The following is a 22,749-nucleotide window of genomic DNA, read 5'->3' on the forward strand; positions in this document are numbered from 1 at the left end:
AACGGCTCTTTTTTTAATTCCCAAGCTATCTCGCCACCTTCAGTGCGTACACCTTCGCCCCTTCCTTTGCAAGGATTCTAGCACATTCGTTGACGGTGCTTCCTGTCGTCACAACAGAATCAGTTTTAATAATAGAAAAAAACCCTTATAAGCAATCGCCTATAAGGGTTTGTAGGTTACTACTTGTTCATATAATTTTCATATCCCCCAGCCATAATCACATTTGCTATGATGACAGGGTCGATCACGTTGAGCTTTTTGTCATCATTCATATCCGCAACCATGCGTTGAATTGGAGTCGGCTCGACTCGCTCTAAAATGTAATTTATACAAGCGACCCAATCCGTCACATCGACAGCCTTACTCAAATCGGTATCACCCATCACATAAATCTGCCTAACGGCTTCATTGCCTGCTTCATCTTTTGCATACATGGTGTAGATGGTATTGGATGTGAGATCAAATTGTTTTCCTTCAGTGATATTCTTACCCGATGCAGCAAAGTATGATATATTCTGCAACCCTTCCGCAAATTTGAGGCTGCTAATCTCTGAGCCAGTTCCATCCCCATAAACATACACTTGGACAGATGCTTGACCTTGATCAGATCCAAATTCGTAATTAATCACTGGTTCTTCCTTGTCAATATCCAACTGAATCCAACCATCAACATTGGTGAACTGGCTGGTTAGCTCTACCCCATACATATCACTCATCACTGTACCATGAACATGTATGTCCAGACGGTGCCCATCAGCCAATGCATACGCAGATTTATCTATGGTAAATTGAGCATTGACTAATACACCGGCTTCTCCGCCAATTCTCACGTTATTAAGGTTGGCTACGATGATCCGAAGCTGTCCGTCGCCAAGGACTTGGGAATTAAACGGTACATACACATTTTCCTCCACAGAGCCCGTCGGATGGGTCAAAAGCAATTCACCAGCATGCATACTCTCAAACTTCAAGTACGTATGGTCATAGTTCATATCAAACTGTAATCCTGCCACATTCCCTTGGCTCGTTAAGCGGATTGGAACATTCACTGTTTGCTTCGGTTTCGCTACCACACGGTCAACACTCAGTGTGTCATAAACATATATGCTTACCGTAGCTGGTGCCGAGTAATCATATCCGTCATAAACCCGATACGTAAATTGATCTGCTCCACGGAACCTTTCATTGGGGTAATAGGCAAAGGAGCCATCGGACTCTAGATAGACATTTCCATTTACCGTTTGATTTAAGATTTCGCTGGCTAATGAGTCATGATCTGCATCGCTATCATTTTTCAGCAGACCCTTTAGGGAATCTACGGTTAATGTTGTATTCAAATTTGTGTTGTAATAATCATTTTGGGCAACAGGTACGGCATTTGGTGAAGCCTTCACCAAATTGGAGATGCCTGCTCGTTCTCCCTCAGAAACCACAATCCGGAAGGAATATTCGATTCCATTGGTTAGACCAGTTACAGTGGCGCTAGTAGAATTGGATGTGATTCCTTCTTTCGTTACAGAAGTATCCCATATTAAACCGTCCGGAGATTGCTCTACTATAACACTCTCTGCACCAATTGGTTTACTAAAAGTAAGAATAACTTCCTGGTCTCCTCTGGTTGCTACTAAATCCGATAGTGGCAATGGTGTGGTAAAGCTAATATCTTCCCCGTAGCCAATTCCATCCTCGCTGATTGCATAGGCACGAGCGTAATAAGTTGTATTTGGCTCTAGACCTGAAATATCTGTTGAAAATACCCCTAATCCACCAGTCATCTCACCTATTACTTTAGTTCCACTTTCTATCGTTGGATTTTCAATAGTAGCAAATACAACTCCACGTTCAGTTGCTGGTGAACTTCCTTCACTGATTAGGTTTCCACTAATTCTTACCGTTGTTGAGGTTAAATCAGTATATGAGTCAGTAGTTAAAGTTGGTAGAATGATCACTCTCGGATTAACTGTCAATAGAAAGCTACTTTGACTACTTAGGCTGCCATCACTTACTGTGGCAGTAATCGTTGCGGTACCTGACTGTCCTTTAACTGGATTCATGGTAATGGTTCTGTCTTGACCACTACCTGCTAGACTTATATTTTGGTTAGGAACAAGTGTCTGATTATCCGATTCTACAGAAATAATTAACTGATCAACATCTTGATCATCATTCACTTTAAAGGTCTTGGATACTGGAGTATTTTCAGTGGTTACAAGGTTAGATGTAAATCCCATATTTTCCACCCAACTACATCCTATGATAGAACCATGATAATGATTACTAGAATTATCTTTGGCAATCGTTCCATCTGCTGAATGGTTGAATTTATAATTTGCAACAAGATTAGCTTCATTACTTGTTAAGTTCACGTTCATTTGTTCTAGGATTTCAGATTGCGATTTGGCTTTATTCCAAAAGCGTACATCCCGCATATCACCGGTAAAATATCCGTCAGTGTTCCATGTACTCTTGCCTAAAAAATTGTTTGGCCTTGCAATTCCTCCATTTTGGGCTTTGGCATTAGCCATGTTCGTAAGATCCATCGCTCCTGTTGCTTTTAGTTCTCCATCCCAATAAATAAACGCTTTCTTTTGTGCATGGTCATAAACCGCTGCAACATGTACCCATTTATTTGTGGGAAAGATTTCCGTTGTTTTTGCCTGGTAGACATTAGTTCGAAAACCCTTTTGCGGCAAAGCCTCTAAAATCATTCTACCTGTATTGCCTTCATAGGCTAAATGCATATTAAAATTATCCGAACCATAGGACGTATCAAAAAACCTAGCCCATGGTTGATGATTGGATGCATGAACCCATGTTTCAAAGGTGAAGGAATTTGCATAGATGTTTAGGTCTGGGTATTGAACATATTGATTAGCTCCAAAGTTAAGGTAAGAATTCCCTTCAAGCTCAGTAATGTAGGGGGCTTCATTCTCTGGCAAAGAGGTTTTATAAATGACCGCAGAAGACTCATCCATCCCAGGCTCCTCTGGGTTCTCCGTCCTAATGAATCCACCTATTAAATATACACCTGCCCCATAGGAGCTAGTCCAAAATTCAGCATTTCCTAAAGGCTGTTCGTTCCAATTGACACCATCCTCTGAGGTTGAAACCTTGCCATTACTAGTAGCAACAAATGTTCCATTTCCAAAAGATAGAGAAAAATGGATGGAGTTACTCGGTATGACATCCCAAGAAATACCATCTGTAGATGTTAGCATTTTATACAATCCGCTAGCAACATATTTGCCATTGCCATAAGTGATGGCCCATAACTCCGTAGTACCTGTTGCTCGAGAGGTCCATGTGATCGCATCTGAGGAGGTTATAACATTCCCATCAGCTAAGCCAACAACAAACTGACCATTTCCAAAGGTAATCCCCACGATGTCTTTTACACTTCCTGAATCCCTTGAGGACCATGTAATTCCATCTGTGGACGTTAAAAGTATACCTCCATACCCTCCAGCAACAAAGATGCCATTAGCATATGTAATTCTAGTCAGGTATCGTGTTGTCTCCGAATTTCTTTCACTCCAAGTGATTCCATCTATTGAGGTTAGCAAGGTTCCCCACGAACCGACAGCAACAAACTTTCCATCGCCATATGTAACTCCAAAAAGATCGCCAGAAATGCCTGAAGCTCTTTGTATCCAATTTACTCCTTTATCTGTTGATGTTATGATACTTCCATGCCTACCAACGGCAACAAACATGTTGTTCCCATAGGTAATTGAATTGATACCTTTCATAGAAGATGAACTATAAGAAGGAGACCACTGTAAATCAGCAGCTAATAATTTACTCATATTTACTGTTTGAAATAGAATAAAAAAAGATAGAAATATGGCAAACTTACTAAAATGAATTCCCAAAAACCTTCGATTGCCGACTCCTCTTCCCATAATAACCCTCCATTGATCTCAGATGCTAACCCTAGCACTATTCTCCCAACCATCCCCTTTTTTGAGAGATATAATTTTAGGTATATTATACTAAACAAAATGTCTTCATCACTAGTTTTCATGAAAACTTTAGTTAAATTTTAGATTCATCTTTATCTACCTCGCCACCGTCAGTGCGTACACCTTCGCCCCTTCCTTTGCAAGGATTCTAGCACATTCGTTGACGGTGCTTCCTGTCGTATAAATATCATCTACTAGAAGGACTTTGCTCCCCGCGCTTACAGTATTCCGCAGTTGGAAGGCGCCTTGAAGAGCTTGAAGTCGTTGTGCTCGGTGCTGCTTACTCTGTTTTTCTGTTGAGCGGGTTCGGCTGAGCAAGGAGACGAGGGGAATTTTCGTATGTAAACTCAAATAGACGGCTAATTGCTGCGCTTGATTAAACCCTCTTTCCTGGAGACGCCATTCATGAATGGGGACGAAGGTTATGGCCTGGAAGGAAGTGCTAGAATAGTAACTACGATAGGCCTCTACAAGCCACTCTCCTAAAACCGAACTGAGAGATTCCCGCCCTCGGTATTTATACAGTCCAATAATCTCCTTGACCTTGTCATTGTACTGAACAGCACTTCGGTTGCTAAGAAAGAATGTTTCCGGGCGCTGCTGACAGTCTTCACAATCCCCTTCTGTTTCCACGCTTTTTCCGCAGCATGAGCAAATCAAACCGCCGATTCTGTGGATGTCCTTGTCGCATAAACGACAAATCAAATGGCTGACAGCCCTTCGCTCACAAAAGGCACACCTCTTTGACACCGGGTAGAGTAGATTTAACAGTCTCATCCATCTAGTAGTCCTTTCTTTTTCGCAATCTTATTCATCTCTTGGATATGTTTAACGGCCTTTTTCATCTCTCTCGTTTTTTCACAGGCAAAGAAGATCACATGTCCAATCGGATCCTCAATGGAACGACCCGCGCGTCCTGCAATTTGCACAAGAGAGGCCTCATCAAAAATAGGGGCATCTGCCCCAACGACAATGACGTCCGCCTTCGGAACGGTAACGCCTCTTTCCATAATCGTCGTGGTGACCAGTATGCGTGTATCTCCTTGTCGAAATCGTTTGACTTTCTCTTCCCGCTCAGGATCACGAGAATGAGTCCCTTCCATACGAATTGAGATAGGATAGTTATGAGATAGATGGCTGACCAGCTTCTCTACCCCTTCAATATAAGGAACAAAGAAAAAGGCTTGCCTCTGATGCAGCTGCAGGAAATGAAGAATTTGTTGAAAAGAGGAGTAGGCTTGATCAGCTTGCAGGATTTTGGACAAGGATCCATCGATGACCAACTGAGGAATAGCTAGTGGTTGCCTATGGAAGCGTGCTGGGATGCGGACATGAGGCTTTTTTTGAAGGTATTCGGGTGGGGTGGCACTCAGATAAAGGAGATTTGCGTGCAGCTTTTTTGCCCGGTTGACAGCATAGTAGAGCATAGGGTTGTTATGGTAAGGAAAGGCATCGACCTCATCTATGATAATAAAATCAAACTTTTCATAGAATCGAATGGCTTGGTGGGTCGTGGATAAGGTGAGATGGGCTTCCTCCCACTTCTCTTTACTTTTTCCATGGAGGGCAATGATTTTAGCTTCAGGGAAAGCCTTCGATAAACGGGGCAAGAGTTCTAGGACGACATCTTTTCGAGGCGTGACAAAGAGGACTCTTTGTTTTCGCTGGAAGGCCTCTTCGATCGGTTGGAAGGTAACCTCCGTTTTTCCGGCACCACAGACCGCCCAGATTAAGAGTTCTTTTCCTGTTTGATGAAGAAGATTCACCGCTTGGTCAGAAGCTTCTTGTTGGGCAGGTGTGAGTTGGCCTGTCCACTTTAGGCGGGGAGCAGACAATAAAGACATAGGCTCTACATAATTGCCAATATAATAGAGTGGCGTACAGGCTTTACTCCTTCCCATTTGCAGGCAAAGAGAACAATACGCACAGGGCTTGCAGCATGAAGCACAGTCAGCCCAGATCAGGTTCTGCTGGCCACAGCGATTGCACCGTTTTTCTTGAAGACAGACCCCTGGAAGGACTCGCGCTTTTCCTTCTCGAATAAGGCTATGCATGGCTTGCTCCCAGCCTGCCTGACAGAAGGTGTGAAGCTCCTCCGCGAGTAATGCTCGGCCATCCGGAATATGAATGTTCATGGACTTCCCTCCTTTTCTCCCAAGATAGCATAAGATGTAGAAATTAACCAAATGAGCTTTCAGCTTGAAATCGCGTTTTTGGAGGGGATTTTGTAATCATTATAGGTTCGTGATATCGTTACTATTGTTCGTGAGAATGGGAACAAGTTTTGTGAGTATGTATCCTGTTTAACTTAGTGGTAGACGTTAGGCAGTGGTTTTATCTGCAACCATTACACCTTCGTGACATCTTAGCCCTATTTTGGGAGTTTAATTGGCATTTAAATTGTAATGGATACAGCTACGGGAGTATCAGAACTTTTCCGTGAGAAAAAGGATCAATTTCATGAGTATTAGCGATAATTCGTGAGTTTGTACCAGATCAAGCTCTCCTTTATGGCCGTTATTTACTTCGGAATGGCTAGTTGAGAGTAAAAAATTTGTCCAACCCAACAAAAAAACTGAGTCTTTCGAAGAATAGAGAAGCATCATCGACTCTTCTCGGAAGTGATCTTGAAATTAATTATTAAAAATCAACTCAAAATCGACCCTTAATGAAAAAAACTTAACTCAGGTGAAGTTCAGCCCACCCCCTACCCTGCCCCTGTCCCAAAACACAAAATGCACCCCCAAGGGTGCACCATACATTAAAATATGAGCTATGTTGGTTGTATCGTTCCTCTTCTTAACCCTTGGCGCAGATCGATCGTCAACCGTGCTTGACTCTGCTCTTCTTCCATCGAGACCAAATGAAAGGGCCCTCGATTCAAGATTTCGACTTGGTCAAATAGAAAAGGATTTTCCTTCTGCAAGGTTTCGAGCATTTTGACCGTGTTGTCCGTCGAGCCGAAATCATACACGATTAACTGGAGAGGCTGGCCCTTGAGACGCGAAAGATGAACAAGAGAACGGATAGAGCCTTCCAAGCATTTCTCTGAATTGTAAAGCAAGAGATGAACACGGAGTTCGTCCTCTCCCTGTACGAAGTATTCATTCCATCTCACGAACAAATGGACCAGGATTGTGGATAAACCGTAAATAGCTAGTAACCAAATCACCCACATGGCAATCACGGATACCCCTCCTTTTTGCTATAGGATATTCCGTGATGTGTGAGAAAGTGAGTAGAAGATTAACTAATTTTTACCCAGCCGTTCTTGATGGAGATGACTACCGCTTGGGTGCGGTCTTGAACGTCGAGTTTCTGTAGGATACTAGACACGTGGTTTTTAACCGTTTTCTCACTAATATATAAATAATCGCCGATTGCCTTATTGCTTCTTCCTTCCGCCATCAGCTGCAATACTTCTTTTTCCCTTGGAGTAAGCGAATTGAATCGTTCTGCACTGACATTGTCCGCTAATTCTACATGAGCGATATCGTTGTCTTGCTTCGAGCTTAAGCGACGAAACTCCGTAATCAGCTTTCCTGTGACACGTGGATGAATATAAGCTTCCCCGCCCGCCACCACTTGAATCGCTTCAATGAGAGAATCGGATTCCATTTCTTTCAATAGATAGCCATTCGCACCAGAGGAAAAGGCCTGGTGAACATAATTTTCGTCATCATGGATCGATAGAATAATCACCTTCGTTTCCGGAGACAACGCTTTAATTTTCTCAGTAGCCTCCACACCGCTCATCTTAGGCATATTAATATCCATCAGCATGATTTCTGGCTTTAATTCCTCTGCCAAGTGGCAGGCTTCCTCCCCATTGGAGCCGATGCCAACGACTTCAAAGCTAGGCTCCATTTCCAAGATTCTCTTGATACCTTCACGAAATAATTGGTGATCATCAATGAGTGCAATGCGTATCGTATCCGCCATATTAAATCTCCCTCTTCCTTCAGCTATATCGATATATTAACGTTCAATTGGTATCGTGAAGACGATGCGCGTTCCCTGTCCCTTAGCGGATTGAAGGTCGAGCTTTCCGTCAAGCAAGTTAATTCTTTCTTTCATTCCCATAATACCAAATTGCGGCTGTTCTGTCTTTTCCAAACTGTCGAACCCTACCCCGTTATCCTTTACCAGGACCGTCACCTGATCTTTAAGGAATTCTAGTTTGACCTGAATCTGACTGGCCTTCGAATGCTTCGCTGCATTATTTAATGCTTCTTGTATTAAGCGAAAAATCACGACTTCGACCGTAGTTGGTAGTCTTTCATCTGTACCAAGAGTTACGAGTTCAGATGCAATTTGATGCCTTTGTCCGAAGTCTTCCACATACTTTCGAAGGGTTGGGACGATGCCAAGGTCATCTAGAGCCATAGGCCTTAAATCAAAAATAATCTTTCGAACTTCAGCCAAGGTATTTCTCACTGTTACCTTCAACTCTTTCAACTCAGCACGTGCGTCATCTACTCTTCCCTGGGCCAGAATGCGATCGGCAATCTCACTGCGAATCACAATATTCGCCATCGACTGAGCCGGACCGTCATGGATATCCCGAGCCACCCTTTTTCGCTCTTCCTCCTGGGCTTGAATGACTTGCAGTGCGAGCATCTGCCGCTGTTGTGCTGTCTCCATGGCTGAGGTAAGGTTCCCTAGATCACCAGTCAAAAATCCTAACACGACACTGATTTGCGTCATTAAATTATCTGCCTTTTCGAGCGTCTCCGCAAGACCCTTCAGACGACGTTCGAGCTCATCGCGCCGATTTCTCAGGTTCGCTTCCTTTTCTCTTGATAAAGAAAGCGCGACTTGAATCTGACTGGCCAATTCGTAGGACTTTTTGATATCCTCTTCCCCATACCGCTGGAAGTTCCGGCTGACTTCCACCAACCGTTGACGACTTGACTTGAATTTATGCTCTAATTCATCTGTCTGATCCACAATTTCTCTTACTTCCCTCTTAATGCTCTCCAACTCATCTCGAATCTCTTCGCTCTCAATCCGTGCACTTTCCGCAATATCAAAAATCTGTTCCTTACTGCCTTCAACAGCATGAATCGTTTTCTTCAGCACAGAATCCAATCGCGTAAAGTCAAGCGCATTGGTGGTTGTCATCTTCTCACTTCCTTTGGCTTTGGGAGATCAATTCCCGGAGTTTCTGTTCAAATCTTTGGCCATCCATTTCTGGTGTTCCCATGTCATGCTTAGGAATGAGAAATGGGTCTGTATTTGCCGTAACCACACCTGGATGAGTAAAGAATCCATAGCGGTATCCGGCTTTTTTGGCAACCTTTATTAAACGATCATTGTGATACCCATAGGGATAGGCTAACCCAATCACAGGTTCCTCGGCTAGATCCTCTAGCGCCTTACGAGCCATCATAAAATCTACAAAAAGCTTACTCCGATAGGCTTGATCACCTTCTGCAGAGCTTGGAGCCGTTATGGGCTGCGACTCATCCCAGAAGTGTAGCCCATAGGTATGAGATTGAAAGGAAATGAGTCCGCTTCGTCTCATCTGATCCATCTGGACGAAGGTAAGCGGGGGAATTTTATCCTCACGCTTCCTCTCTAGACTATCCCGCAAATTTTCATAGATCACGAACACCGTTGCGGGAAACTGATACTTCTGAAGGATGGGAAAAGCCTCAGTAAAACCGCTCTCATACCCATCGTCAAAGGTTATAAGCACTGCATTCTCCTGGTTCAATAGTCCTGTATCTAAGAATTCGTAGAACTCCTTTATTTTAAGGGGGTGAAAGTGATGATTTTTTAAAAACTCCATATGTTCTTCGAAGTGAGCTGGCTTAATAGTAAAAGGGGTCTCCAAATCATCTGCCAAATGGTGATAATTAAGCACCAACACCTGTTCTCTATACCATACGCGATAGGGGTGTTCTTCTGTAATGGGATCCGAGGCTTTTGCATCTGATGAACTTAGTTCATCCACCGCTGGTTCCGGTTGTACTTGTGCGTCTATAGACTCATTCTCCTGTTGGCTGCAACCCATCACAATAGCCAATAAGAGGATTATTATTAGTCTCATTCTTACCCTCATCTCCTCATTTCTACACAATTCGACAAATAGTGCAAAATTCCTACCGGAAAGTAATGGGATTTTAAAATATCTATCTATTTGGACGTATATCATTGCATTTTGGTTTCAAGCAAAACCCTTTAGTTTCTGATAAGGGTCAGTCCCTCACTAGGCTAAAGTCTTTATTCCTATTATCGGAAGGATTCTAAACCTAATCAAGCAAATACGAAAAAAAAGCCCCAATTCAGCCTAGTCTCTAGACCAAATCAGGACTTTTTTCATAACCCTACTATGCTTGAGCAAAAGTTGCCGCGTCTTGCTTCAAAAGTTCAGCCTTATCTGTACGCTCCCATGGTAAATCCAGGTCAGTACGTCCAAAGTGACCGTAAGCAGCTGTTCCTTTATAGATTGGACGACGAAGATCCAATTCCTTAATGATGCCCGCTGGGCGAAGATCAAAGTGCTTGCGGATCAAATTTACGATCTGCTCTTCTTCGATCTTTCCTGTTCCATACGTATCTACGTTAATGGAAACCGGTTGAGCTACCCCAATCGCATAAGCCACTTGAACTTCACACTTGTCAGCCAAACCAGCTGCTACGATGTTCTTCGCTACATAGCGAGCAGCATAAGCAGCAGAACGGTCAACCTTTGTAGGATCCTTACCGGAGAAAGCACCGCCGCCATGACGAGCATATCCACCGTACGTATCAACAATGATCTTACGTCCTGTTAATCCTGCATCCCCTTGAGGACCTCCGATAACGAAACGGCCTGTTGGGTTAATGAAGTACTTCGTTTGAGCATCAAGATATTCAGCCGGTACGATCGGCTTAATGACATGTTCTTGAACGTCTTTCTTAATTTGCTCTAGAGTCGCTTCAGGGTCATGCTGAGTAGAAATAACGATCGTATCAATACGAACCGGCTTATCTCCATCATATTCAACCGTCACCTGAGTCTTCGCATCTGGACGAAGGTAGGTAAGGGTTCCGTTCTTGCGAACCTCTGCTACACGGCGAGCCAATTTATGAGCCATAGAGATCGGAAGCGGCATCAGCTCAGGAGTCTCGTTGGTCGCGAAACCAAACATCAATCCTTGGTCCCCTGCTCCGATCGCATCGATTTGCTCGTCTGTCACTTGACCTTCACGAGCTTCTAACGCTTGGTCAACCCCCATCGCAATGTCAGGAGACTGTTCGTCAATGGAAGTAAGTACAGCACAAGTATCCGCATCGAATCCGAATTTCGCACGGGTATACCCGATTTCACGAACGGTTTCACGGACAATCTTTGGAATATCCACATAAGAAGAAGTAGTAATTTCTCCAGCGACAAGAACAAGTCCTGTTGTTACTGAAGTTTCGCAAGCTACACGAGCATTAGGATCTTGCTCAAGGATAGCATCCAAGATGGAATCGGAGATCTGATCGCAGATCTTATCCGGGTGTCCTTCGGTTACAGATTCAGATGTGAAGAGATGACGACCTTTTTTCAACGCCATGTTTCACGTACCTCCTTCAATAATCACAAACGTATAAGATACGGCACTCATTGTCTTACATTTTCCGAACAACTCAAGAGGTGGTGAAAAAATAAAGACCTTCTCCCATGAGGAAAAGGCCAGCATTCCGCTCCTTTACCTCTTATCTTCCAGGACACAATAGCATCCTGCTGGTTAGCACCTTGCACGGTTGATCTTATTCTTTCCCATAAAGGAAAAAATATGAATCATTACCGCGGGTTGCCGGGCATCATCGGGCCAGTCCCTCGCGCCTTCTCGGAATAAGAGTAATCCGTTCTGCATAAGAATAGCTAAAGTTTGGTAGATTGTCAATGGGTTAACACATAATACGACAAAGTATAAAAACTCAAACTCTTTATTGCGCTGGGTACCACATATTTCTGACCAACACAGCGAATTCCGCACGTGTCGTCTGTCTTTCAGGCTGAAAGCTACCATCCTGAAATCCTTGAATATGCTGGAGTTCTGCCATCTTCATGATATAAGGGTAAGCCCAGTGACCTCTTAGTACATCCGTAAACTCTTGCTTACTTTTGATCTGCTCAGGTTGCTCTGTTCCGTATCTGGCTTGGTATAAGAGTACGGCCAACTCCGCACGGGTCAAGGGCTGGTCCGGAAAGATTCGTTCACTCGCTACGCCTTTGAAAATTCCCCTCTCTCCAAGCGAAGCAATAGCCGAATAGACCCAATGGTCTTTTTTCAGATCCTGGTAAGTGCTTGTTGCTCTTGAAGTGGGCAGCTGAAGGACATTTTGCAGCACAGCAGCGGCTCCCGCTCTCGTAATGTTATGATTAGGCCGAAAGGTATAATCTGGGTAACCCTGGATCATTTTTCGAGACACTAAATCTTCTATAGACGTCCTAGCCCAATGGTCCTGAATATCACGGAAAGCACTTGTATCCGACGTCTCATACCGAATCTGCAGCTCATACTGCCCATTAACGGCATTTCCATAATACTCTTGTAAAGCAAAATAAAATTTACCCGGATCAACCGTCTTCGACCATCTCTCAGACTGTCCATTTGAAACAGAACCATGATCGACCTTTTCTATCGTTTTCCCAACTTGCTCAATGGTGAGCACCGAATCCATCCGAATGGTATCGGTCTTCACTTCCACCTCGAGCTTCCCAGGCCAAAGATAATCCGCAACGAACCAATCCACATCCGCTCTTTTATGAAAAGTCCCTCTAATAAGTTGTTGTTGACTTATGGGTACTTTTGAAGCTTTCGCTTTCGTATCATTATCTTCGTAGGGATCAGCTCCGACGGAAAAAGAGGTATCGATATGATAAGGAAAAGAAGGGGTCTCGCCGGTATCCATTACTCTGAAATGATAGGTCCCACCTTTTAAAGTTCCCTCCCAGCGATTTAACCCTGACGATACTTTTTTCTTCTCCCCATTATAGATTTCGATTTGCAGCACATTCTCTTTTCCTGTCAATGACCGGGTCTGGAGTTGGAACTTTCCCTGATAGGGAAGCTCAATTTGATACCAGTCTACTGGATCCGTTTTTCCGATTAGCGCCTGAGTCTGGCCGACGAAGGGGAGGGACGCCACTTGTTCTATCGTTTGATTCGGTTCATATAAATCAATAGGATCACTATCCACCAGAGATAGGGCCTTCTGTACATTCACGAGTCCATATCCAGTGTTAGGATTCCAGCCTTTAGTGTCAACCCCCTCAGTCGAAGCTCGAATGATCATGCGAACCTCTAGTGGGGTTAGAGAGGGGGCCTTCTTTAACAGTAAGGCAGCCATTCCTGCTACCTGTGGAGCAGCCATAGAAGTCCCTGAAACATAGGCGTACTTCCCATCTTTAGCCGTAGAGTAAATATGATGGCCTGGAGCTACCACGTCTACTTCCGGACCACGATTGGCATAGGAAAGAGGAATGTTGTAAGCATCTACCGCACTCACACTTAACACGGTCGGAAAAGCGGCAGGGTAGCTCACGGTACTCGAATCGTTCCCCGTTGCCGCAATCAGGAGAACTCCCTTGTCCTCTGCATACTGGATCGCTTTCTCCATCTCTGTAGAGTAGATGGGATCACCCAAGGATAGCAAGATGATCTTGGCCCCCTTATCCACAGCCAAGCGTATTCCCTTAGCCACACGACCCGCGTCTCCTCCACCTTTATTGTCTAGGATCTTAATCGGCATCATTTTCGCATTCCACAGTACTCCTGTAACCCCAATGCCATTATCGCCCACAGCGCCTAGGATCCCGGCGGTAGCTGTTCCATGTCCGTGATCGTCATGAGGCGGCTTGTCAGGTTGAACCAGATTGTAGCCTTGAACCAGGTTAGCTTTAAGGTCTGGATGATCCACATCCACCCCTGTATCAAGAATAGCAATCGTAATATCAGTATTTTCTCGAATCTCCTGCCAAGCAGCCGTCGTATTAATCTGTTGATGGTAGTGTTGACTATTAACATAGGGATCAGATGGAAGAGTAGATGGATTGGCATGGACAGTAGATATTGTAACGATGCTACAGATGGCAAGAAGCCAGGATGTTCGAAGCATGGGAACCACCTTTATATTTCTATCTTATTTAACCTATTTAACAGAATATGAAACAATAAACTTTCTCTTAAGCCTATTCGCTCTGGGTAAGGTTGTCAATTAATAGTAAGATTTTTACTAGTGGAAAAAAACGCAGGTGGAACTCGAAAAGAAATTCCATTAGTATAGAACTAAAGAAACTGAGGGGGAATAGGAATGGGATTAAAAGACTTTTTCCGCAAAGGGAAGTTGAAAGAGAACAGTAAGGAAGTTTATCGCAAATTTTTGCTTAATTTATCTGAGCAGCCTAGTAACGAATACCTTCGAAAATTAACAGTTGAGGCAGGAGAACAATATTATGGTTCGTTGAGAAAAGATGGACAGCTTACTGAAAATGACAGACATGCGATTAATCGGGATATAAATGCGGCGGTGGAGCATAAGTCTATTTTTATACAGTAAAACAAATCATGAGGGGAAGCCATTCAATGGACACCCCTCATTTTTTTGTTTTAAAGTCCGCTTCTTTAACCTATAATACTACCTTTTTCTTAGCCTTCTTGGTTTTGATCACAATAAATTCTCCAATTTCTTTCTTCTCTAATTCAGGATAATTCTCTTCTATATCCTTAATGGAAAGATATGCGGCACCATTCCTTATAAGCAATCCCTTATGCTCGATGGGCTTCCAACGGTGACTATCCTCACCAATCTTCAATCTAATTGAATTAATACTTTTATCGTAGGAAACTTCTCCATTAAAGAGGTAAGCTAACTTGCGAATCGAGAGATACCATTCATGGTTTTCTAATATCGCAGCCGGATTGGAACTACGATCTTCCTTCTCGTTTATTAGAATTTGACCTGAAGACCCAAATCTTAAGGAATTTTCTGATCTTAGAACGTATAAAGCTGCCTGGAGCTGCTCCTCCGGATCCTTGACAAAGATATGGGGTGTTACTCCTACTCGGTGAACAGGCATGAGGTTTGGTGAAAAGTATTCCTCAATTGTTAGTTTTAAATAGCCGCCAGTTTTTAAGGGAAACAACTCCTGCAACGTTCCTTTTCCAGAAGTAGGAGTTCCTATTATAGTCGCCTTATCGTAATCCTTAAAAACTGCAGTTACTAGCTCTGATGCGCTGGCTGAATTCTTGTTAACAAGTACAACTAGAGGTAATTCTAAATCCTTTCCCATCTCCATTTTGTAAAAATGTTCATACGCATGTTTATTTCGAACGTAGTAGAGTGTCCCTTCTGAGATAAAGTAGGATGCAAATTTCCTAGCAGACTCTAACTCCCCCCCTGGGTTGTCACGCAGGTCAATGATTAATGCCCTAACCCCTATATTCCGTAAGCGTTCTAGTTCTTTGGCAAATCGGTCTACAGACGATTCGGAAAACGTTTCTACACGGATATATCCAGTTTGGTTTTCAAATATTCTTGCTTCAACTGTAGGCAATTGAAACTTCCCCTTAAAAATATCCACATTAAAAATCGTTTCTCCTCTTTTCAACTTTAATCTAACCTCAGATCCTTCTCCATCTATAATTTTCCATTTTAACCAATTTAATGTTCGACCTGTAACATTCTCTTCATTTATCTCAAGGATTTTATCATCTTTTTGGAGTTGGGATATCATAGCTGGTGAATCACCATAAACTTGCTGGACAAAAAAGGCTCCATCTTTCTCCCTTATTGAAACTCCAATACCCGAATAAATACCCTCTAATGATTTAATAAAAGTCAGTAAGTTCTCCTCTGTATAGTAACTAGTATGAGGATCATCAATAGATTGAATCATTCCTGAAATTGCACCAGTTACGGTGTCTCTAGTGAAAGGATTGTTGACATGAAACTCCTGGATAAGATCATAAACTTCCAGTATTCTCCTCTTGTCCATATCTCCTCCTTCTTCAGAATAAGCTAGACTCGTAAAGCCTATATTAAGAGAAAGTATAATAGACAAAAACTTCATATTATATCTCACATTAGCCCTCCCTCAGTTTCCTCCTCTTAAGTTTACTAAAAATATAATTACAGTAAAAGTGGTATGACATCTGATCAATACTAATCTAATAATATTTTATTAAATTAAACTTAATAGACACATACAAACCTTTGGTATCTTTACAGAAGAAAAGTTTCAGTTCTGTTTATTTGGAGCTACAGAGCGGTGTTTCTATACTTTTAAAAATAAAAACCCCTAGCTTTTAATTAAATCTAGGGAATTTACAGAATTTAATTGTTTATTAACCTGCTTAAAATAAAGCATTTCATACCTTAGCTTTTTGATTTAGCTCAAGTGTGTTATTAGGGATGTACTAGGATGTCCATTTGCACTTTACTATCAATCATTTCAAAATCAAATTTTTCTTAGGCACGCTTACTTTTCTCCTCAGCCTTTATCCACAGTAGAACTCTAAAAAACCAAGTAATAGAATTTTCAACTATTCATAAAAACCTTTTTATTTCCTTAGTTGAAGTGTAATATGATCGCCAGCGTTTATTTTTTCTAATCCAATATAGTGGTTTAATACCACCTCTATCGGCAAGTAGAATGTTCCTTTTCGAACGAGTGCACGTCCTTCCAAAGACCATAAATACTCATCTCCACTTATTTTCAAGCGTACCTTCCGTATCTCTTGATCATAAGAAATTTCACCATGAAACAGATAGGCTAATTTCCGTGCAGAAACAAACCATTTGCCATCTTCATATATAGCGGCAGGTGTGCCACTCCTATCTGCTTTATAATTAATCAAAACGTCCTCCGAAGACTTAAGTGTTAATACATTTCTTTCTCTTAAAACGTACAAGGCCGCTTGAAATTGCTCTCCTGTATCTCCAACTTGAATGTGTGGGGATACTCCGGTGTGATCCATTCTATTGCGCTTAGGCGTAAAGTATTCTTCCAACGTCAATTTAAGAAAGCCACCTGATTTAAGCGGAATCACCTCTTGCACTGTCCCCTTGCCAAATGTTCGAGCTCCAATAAGGGTTGCCTTGCCATACTCCTTGAGTACCGCAGCCAAAACCTCCGCGGCACTTGCTGAATACTCATTAACCAGCAACGCAAGTGGGAAAGGGAAATCCACACCATTCTCAACACTAATAGTCATTTGATTATCATTTTTATTTCTGACATGAAGTACTGGCCCCTCTTTAATAAAGAAAGAAGACATGGAGACAGCGGAATCAAGAAATCCACCTGGATTATCTCTCAGGTCGATAACAAAAGACTTTGCTCCTTCTTGAATTAGCTTGTCAAGTCTCTCCTTAAACAACTGGCTTGATTCTTGTGAAAAACTGGAGAGTTGGATGTATCCGGTCTGTCCTTCCAACATCGAAGATTGAACAATTGGCACCTCTATCCTTTCTCGAATGAGCTCTACTTCATAGAGATGATCAGTACTCATGAATCTCATCTGAATTTTAGAGCCTGCGTCTCCTCTCAACTTATTCAAAACCGTTTCAATTGACTGGTCAATTACCCTTTTTCCGTCGATCTCCATCAAACGATCCCCTGGCTGGAGTCCTGCCCTTTTAGCAGGTGAATTCTCATATACCTGACGGATGGTAATTGAACCATTATGTTCCTGACCTACAACCACTCCAATGCCGTTATAGGTTCCCTCCATTGATGCTATAAATTCCTGAAAGTCACGGTCCGTAAAATACGCCGTATGCGGATCACCCAATGCATCAATCATACCCCAGATGGCCGCTGTGGAGACCTCATCCTTCGGTATTTCCTTGATATGATATTGGCTAATCATATCATAGACTTCAATGAGCTTACTTCGATTCGGATCCTTTTCTTCAGCTGCAAAAGTCTCAAATGAAGAAAAAATGAAACTGATACAGAGTATATGAAGGATACTCCTTCTGTACCTATGTAACATACTGAACCCCCAATAGATCGATCTTCATCTAAGAGTAGTCTACTAGATTCTTCTTCCTTTGTACACTTCAGCAGAAAGTCAACAACATAATCTGCATAAAAAAAGAGACTCTACAAAGAGAGTTCTTTAAAAGATGTTCTGACTAGGTTTTAGGTTTAATTAGTATATCTCTCTCTTTGATAGTTCTATATAGTACTTTAAATCATACGTTTTATAAACCCCATCATTGTTACGTACTTTAAGGAATAGAGTGAAGTCCTGTGCATCTTCGGGAAAGTCTGAAAACATAATGTGGTTTTCTTTGCTATCATCCTTTGCTATAGTCGTTACCCACGAAAGGTTAGGTCCAGACAAATCAGCCTTGATTTGTTCGTTATCCGCAACCAAAATGGCTTCACCAGCAGCCAAATTGATTGGCACGTCACTACCATTACTAACTCGAACATCAAGGAAAAGCTGGTCCTTACTGATCATTGACGATTTTATAGTTACAACCACCCCGTTGGAGGTGACTTGACTGAGAGGAAGCGGTAAATGTGTATCTGTTTTGATTGTTTCGAGATTTAGAAGGTTTTTATCCTTATCATATTCTGCCTTACCCTCTAAGCTTTCAGCTACCAGTCGAATAGGAGCATACAATTCATTATTATAATAAAAAAACACCGTATCCTTGGATGTATTCTTCTCCACTTCATTCACCTTAATCTTAACAGCTTCTAACATCTTCACCCAAACCGAGGAGTCAGCAAAGGCGGTTCCTGTAGTTGCAACCGTACCACCCAAGATCATACCAAGCCCTAGTTGCTTATACCTTTTCAAGTGCATATTATCACCCCATTCGGATTCTCTTTTGTTATTTTACTCTATTTTCTAAGTACTTTCCAATCAATTAAAAAATAAAAGGCTCCGAGACATCACTGTCTGGACCCTTTTACTCATTAACTCTTCGCTAACTCTAAATAAGAATTGTAATATTCTTTAAAGTTTGGTACCTGTTTCATCATGTTTTCGTAAACTTTCTTGGACTTTTCTTTTTCTCCGATCATCATATAAGATACGGCTAACATTGCTTGAGCTTGAGTCATCAGATTAGGGTCTCCTCCTTCTACTCCTTGTAAAAGAGGGATGACCTCTTCAAAATGTTTAAAGAAAAATTTAGTTTGGGCTACTGGTACTCGGGCACCAACCGGAATATGGAAATTGCGTTCGTTAATTTCAAACGAATAAGCCTTCATTCTCTCGTGCCATTCATTTAGGAGCTTGAAATCATTAGTTAAAGAATTAGCATATATTTCAGCCTTTTCTTTGTCTAGTTGATAGGTATTCTGCATCATATCATTTTTCATTTTAATAATGTTTTCGTAGTAACCAGTGTTAAAATGATCATACTCCAAAACCTTATCAAAATATATCGTTGCTTGTTCAAAATCACCCAATTTATAGTGGAAGATTCCTGCATTAAACATGACGCGAGCATTCCTTGGTTCAAGCTCTATCATGCGGTTAAGACTCCCTTTAGCTAGTTCCATGTAACTTGCTTTTTTGGTTTGCTGATAAAGTTGCAAATAAACATCTATAGCTATTTCTTGATATCTAACGGAATACGGGTTTTTGTCTATGAGTGCCTTAACCTTGGACTCTGTTACTTGACCTTTCTGGATCGAGCTAAATGTATTCTCTGCTGAATACATCCTCAAGGAATAAACCCCCGAAATCGCAACTGCTAAGGTTAACAAAGACAGGACACTCCTAATTAAGATTGTTTTCTCAATCTTTTCTTTCTTGTTTTTAGTGGTAATGCCCATTGCAAATAGCACCATAATAACAAACCAAACTGTTCCATAAGAAAAGTTAAAGTCGATAGCGCTGTGTAAGAACAGCATGAGTAAAGCTGAAAGAGTTCCAACCACTAGAGTCGATTCTTGTTTTGAGGATGATCTCAGCTGGACAATTAGTTGAAAGAATAGATACCCAAAGACACCTACAAACAAAGACATCCCTAGCCAGCCCGTACTTAGGAGTATTTCCAAATAACCATTATGAGTCTCATTACTCCAATAGGGAACTTCTTGTACATGCGTAAATAGGATCCGCCAGCCTTCACCTCCAACACCTAGGATGGGGTTTTCACTGCTTATTTTTAATGCATCATCCATAAACAGGCTTCTTCCTTGAACACTGTAGGTCTCTAGACTTATGTCTTTAACTCTCTCTTGAAATGACACAGGTAACTGCTTATAGACGAATCCTTCATTTTTCATATCTAGAAACAAAAGAACGGCTAAAATTACTGCAACGCCCATAAAATAAAAACGCGATAGTCTCCATTTATCTAACTTTTGCAGTTTCCAACCATATCTCATGTATAAGATTCCAAATACACTTGACAAGATGATGAATAAAATCATCAAGATTAAAGTAGTGATTGGGCTATAGATACTTAGTCCTCTAAAAAGGACTAATCCCCCAAACGTTGATAGGAAACTATGAAAGACAAAGGAAATTTGGCGACTGAGAGGCATGCATAGAAGCGTAATCATCCATACACTAGCGAAAACGAGCAATGCGCCCCTTGAGTAAGTATGCATAAGGTTTAAAGCAAATAAAGCTAGAGGAAACGAAAAAAATATCACTTGCCACACTTTATTTTCGCGATCCGTTAACTTACTTAAATTAAATAACCAGAAGGAGCCAATTACGGCTGCATAAGTATTTCCATATTGAAAAACACTAGTAAATCTTTGATTACCAAGGTGATCAATTAGGACAGCATCTCTATAGTCAACTAACTTGTAATAAGCAAGAAGTGCAAAAATAGCAAGAAGCACTCCCATACCTGAAAAAATATAAGGCAACATATGGCGATATCTTTCATTGTCTAAAAGTGATACAAGGATAATAAAAAAGCAAGCATAGTTCATCCACCGAAGGAAGTTATCAATTGCCCCCTGTGGGCTCTCCGCTACAAAAATGGATAATAAAAAAGAAAGAGGAATAAGAAAAACCAAAAAATATTTCACCGATGGTGTATTTTTGGTTACTATTGATCGTGCGCTCCATATACAAAACAGAATAAAAATAAAAATATGGATGATATAAAACTCAGTTTCAAAAAACAGTCCTCTACTAAAGGGGGTAAATATAAAGATGAACACTAGGACAAGGCCAAAAATTAAATTCATAGTAAGATTCCCTCCACTTAAATTCACTTCCTTCATTTTACATAAATCGATAGAATTAGACAAATCCCTTTGTTGCATAAAATAGAAAAAGCAGGATAAGAGCCTGCTTTTTTAAGTACTTTATAGTCATTGTGCTGAATTAGACCCACCAGCGATCCAGGGCTTCTCTAAGGTACGCTTTAGTAAATCTATGCTTACTAATAAATCAAACTGTTTTTGCTTAAGTTCTACGACACTCAGTTTGGCCTTTACTACATCCGCTTGGATACCTAAACCAGTATCATAATTAATCTGGCTTATCTTCAACCCTTCTTCTGCTTTTGCTAGATTCGTTTCCATAATCATGTATTGGTCTTCCAACTTCCGAATAGATAGATACATACTACGTACATTTTTATCTAGCTCTAGTTTAGCATTAGAAAGAGTGTACTCAGCTTTCTCAATATCAATCTTCTTTGCCGAATATGGTTCTTTACTTTGATTGTTGAAGGTATATAAATCGGCTCCTAGCTTCTTTAGTTTGACACTTTGTTGTAGATTCCAGATCGTTGGACTTTCTTCCAGTAGCTTTGTAATATGAAAATCAATGTTTAGGTCCTCTAGCTTTTTAAAAACAGGAACTTCCGTTAGTAGAAGACGTTCTTCTTTCGCTAGCCCTAACAAATTATTAAACTTTAAATAAGACTCGTCGATCGTTTTCTTTGCTACTTCAATACTGTCTGTTCTCTCTTTATAGGACTTTTCGACTTGGTTTTTTTCGAATTGACTAGCTAACCCATTATTAAATTTAATTTCAGTGAGCTGTTTTTGCAAATTAGCATATTCAAGACCTTTTTGCGCTACGTCTAATTCACGCTGTTTTTGTAATATTTCATAGTAAACCTGTCTAACTTGGTGTTCCAGAACTTCCTGGTCAACCTTCACTTGTCTTTGGGCCACTTGTCTTGCGATATCCGCTTGTTGAATCCCCTCAAAAACGTTCCTTACTATACCTTCTGCTTGCCCATTTCCATTCTCTTCTGGAATGAAATCTAAGGCTTGACCCGCATGATTACGTATTTCCTCTGACCTTTCAACTTCTGCTAACGAGTTCTTTAAGTTATAACTGTGATTAGTTGCTAATGATATGGCTTCTTCTATGGTAAGAGAAGGTCTATCTTCTACAATCACTTTTTTAGACGTGACCATAACCGTACGCGATTCTTTCACCCATGCTACTTCAGCACCTAGAGACTCACTAACTAGTCGAAGAGGGACCATCGTCGTCTCTTCCTTTAGTGAAACGGGAGCTCCTAATTTGACTTGGACACCATTTTTGTAGGCAATATCAGAACCAATTTGTAATTCTAAGGTTTGACCGTCTTTCTCTGCTTTAACTTTTCTATCTTCAGCATTCCATGTGACCAAAGCACCTAACGATTCAAAGATACCTCTCATTGGCACCATCGTGATGTCTCTATATAGATAAGGGGCCGGCTGAAAGTACTTTTCTTGATCATCAATTACAATGCCTATACTAGATTGGTATGATGCAACCATACTTTCTGCTTTTACTTGATTAATCGTGACGTTTCCCATCGTCAACATGCTAAGTATGATAAAACCAGCAGAAACTCTTCTCAT

At 41.4% G+C, this 22,749-nt stretch carries 15 protein-coding genes and 1 riboswitch; of the genes, 1 reads left to right on the plus strand and 14 read right to left on the minus strand.

Translation table 11 applies throughout. The features are described from left to right. Positions 1-179: 179 nt before the first annotated feature. From EIZ39_RS19910 to EIZ39_RS19950, 9 genes are all read right to left on the minus strand, one after another. Positions 180-3,902, minus strand: coding sequence for a LamG-like jellyroll fold domain-containing protein (locus tag EIZ39_RS19910; protein ID WP_129202100.1), 3,723 nt, complete (start codon positions 3,900-3,902; stop codon positions 180-182). Positions 3,903-4,058: 156 nt separating this feature from the next. After that, on the minus strand, positions 4,059-4,739 hold the full coding sequence (locus EIZ39_RS19915; RefSeq protein ID WP_129202102.1) for a ComF family protein: 681 nt from the start codon (positions 4,737-4,739) through the stop codon (positions 4,059-4,061). Then, positions 4,736-6,097, minus strand: coding sequence for an ATP-dependent helicase ComFA (locus EIZ39_RS19920; protein ID WP_129202104.1), 1,362 nt, complete (start codon positions 6,095-6,097; stop codon positions 4,736-4,738). Before EIZ39_RS19920 ends, EIZ39_RS19915 begins: the two co-directional genes overlap by 4 nt. 638 nt (positions 6,098-6,735) lie before the next feature. After that, positions 6,736-7,140 carry a glycosyltransferase gene (locus EIZ39_RS19925; protein ID WP_240675890.1) on the minus strand — a complete coding sequence of 135 codons (405 nt, stop codon included), beginning with the start codon at positions 7,138-7,140 and terminating at the stop codon, positions 6,736-6,738. A 68-nt stretch (positions 7,141-7,208) separates the two neighbouring features. Further along, positions 7,209-7,904, minus strand: a complete 696-nt coding sequence (locus EIZ39_RS19930) for a response regulator (protein ID WP_129202108.1) — start codon at positions 7,902-7,904, stop codon at positions 7,209-7,211. 36 nt (positions 7,905-7,940) lie between these two features. Next, the gene (locus tag EIZ39_RS19935; protein ID WP_129202110.1) at positions 7,941-9,086 is read right to left on the minus strand and encodes a sensor histidine kinase; all 1,146 of its coding nucleotides are present in this window, start codon (positions 9,084-9,086) and stop codon (positions 7,941-7,943) included. Between the two features lie 4 nt (positions 9,087-9,090). After that, entirely contained in the window at positions 9,091-10,017 is a 927-nt protein-coding gene (locus EIZ39_RS19940) for a polysaccharide deacetylase family protein (protein WP_164985190.1), read from the minus strand. 280 nt (positions 10,018-10,297) lie between these two features. Continuing rightward, positions 10,298-11,506, minus strand: coding sequence for a methionine adenosyltransferase (gene metK / locus EIZ39_RS19945; protein ID WP_129202301.1), 1,209 nt, complete (start codon positions 11,504-11,506; stop codon positions 10,298-10,300). Between the two features lie 145 nt (positions 11,507-11,651). After that, positions 11,652-11,800, minus strand: a riboswitch (SAM riboswitch). An 88-nt stretch (positions 11,801-11,888) separates the two neighbouring features. Next, positions 11,889-14,063 (minus strand): S8 family serine peptidase, encoded by a 2,175-nt coding sequence (locus tag EIZ39_RS19950; protein WP_129202114.1) that lies wholly within the window; start codon positions 14,061-14,063, stop codon positions 11,889-11,891. Between the two features lie 195 nt (positions 14,064-14,258). Between EIZ39_RS19950 and EIZ39_RS19955 the strand changes: the two genes are divergently transcribed. Next, positions 14,259-14,504: a hypothetical protein gene (locus EIZ39_RS19955; RefSeq protein ID WP_129202116.1), complete on the plus strand. Its 246-nt coding sequence runs from the start codon at positions 14,259-14,261 to the stop codon at positions 14,502-14,504. Positions 14,505-14,574: 70 nt separating this feature from the next. Here the strand turns inward: EIZ39_RS19955 and EIZ39_RS19960 are convergent, their stop codons facing one another. From EIZ39_RS19960 to EIZ39_RS19980, 5 genes are all read right to left on the minus strand, one after another. Beyond that, positions 14,575-16,029 carry a S41 family peptidase gene (locus EIZ39_RS19960; RefSeq protein ID WP_129202118.1) on the minus strand — a complete coding sequence of 485 codons (1,455 nt, stop codon included), beginning with the start codon at positions 16,027-16,029 and terminating at the stop codon, positions 14,575-14,577. Between the two features lie 478 nt (positions 16,030-16,507). After that, positions 16,508-17,944, minus strand: a complete 1,437-nt coding sequence (locus tag EIZ39_RS19965) for a S41 family peptidase (RefSeq protein WP_129202120.1) — start codon at positions 17,942-17,944, stop codon at positions 16,508-16,510. A 159-nt stretch (positions 17,945-18,103) separates the two neighbouring features. Continuing rightward, on the minus strand, positions 18,104-18,769 hold the full coding sequence (locus EIZ39_RS19970) for a hypothetical protein (RefSeq protein ID WP_129202122.1): 666 nt from the start codon (positions 18,767-18,769) through the stop codon (positions 18,104-18,106). A gap of 113 nt (positions 18,770-18,882) precedes the next feature. Then, the gene (locus EIZ39_RS19975; protein ID WP_164985191.1) at positions 18,883-20,802 is read right to left on the minus strand and encodes an O-antigen ligase family protein; all 1,920 of its coding nucleotides are present in this window, start codon (positions 20,800-20,802) and stop codon (positions 18,883-18,885) included. Between the two features lie 450 nt (positions 20,803-21,252). Then, positions 21,253-22,749: a stalk domain-containing protein gene (locus tag EIZ39_RS19980; RefSeq protein WP_129202126.1), complete on the minus strand. Its 1,497-nt coding sequence runs from the start codon at positions 22,747-22,749 to the stop codon at positions 21,253-21,255.

This window comes from Ammoniphilus sp. CFH 90114, assembly GCF_004123195.1.
Taxonomy (GTDB): domain Bacteria; phylum Bacillota; class Bacilli; order Aneurinibacillales; family RAOX-1; genus YIM-78166.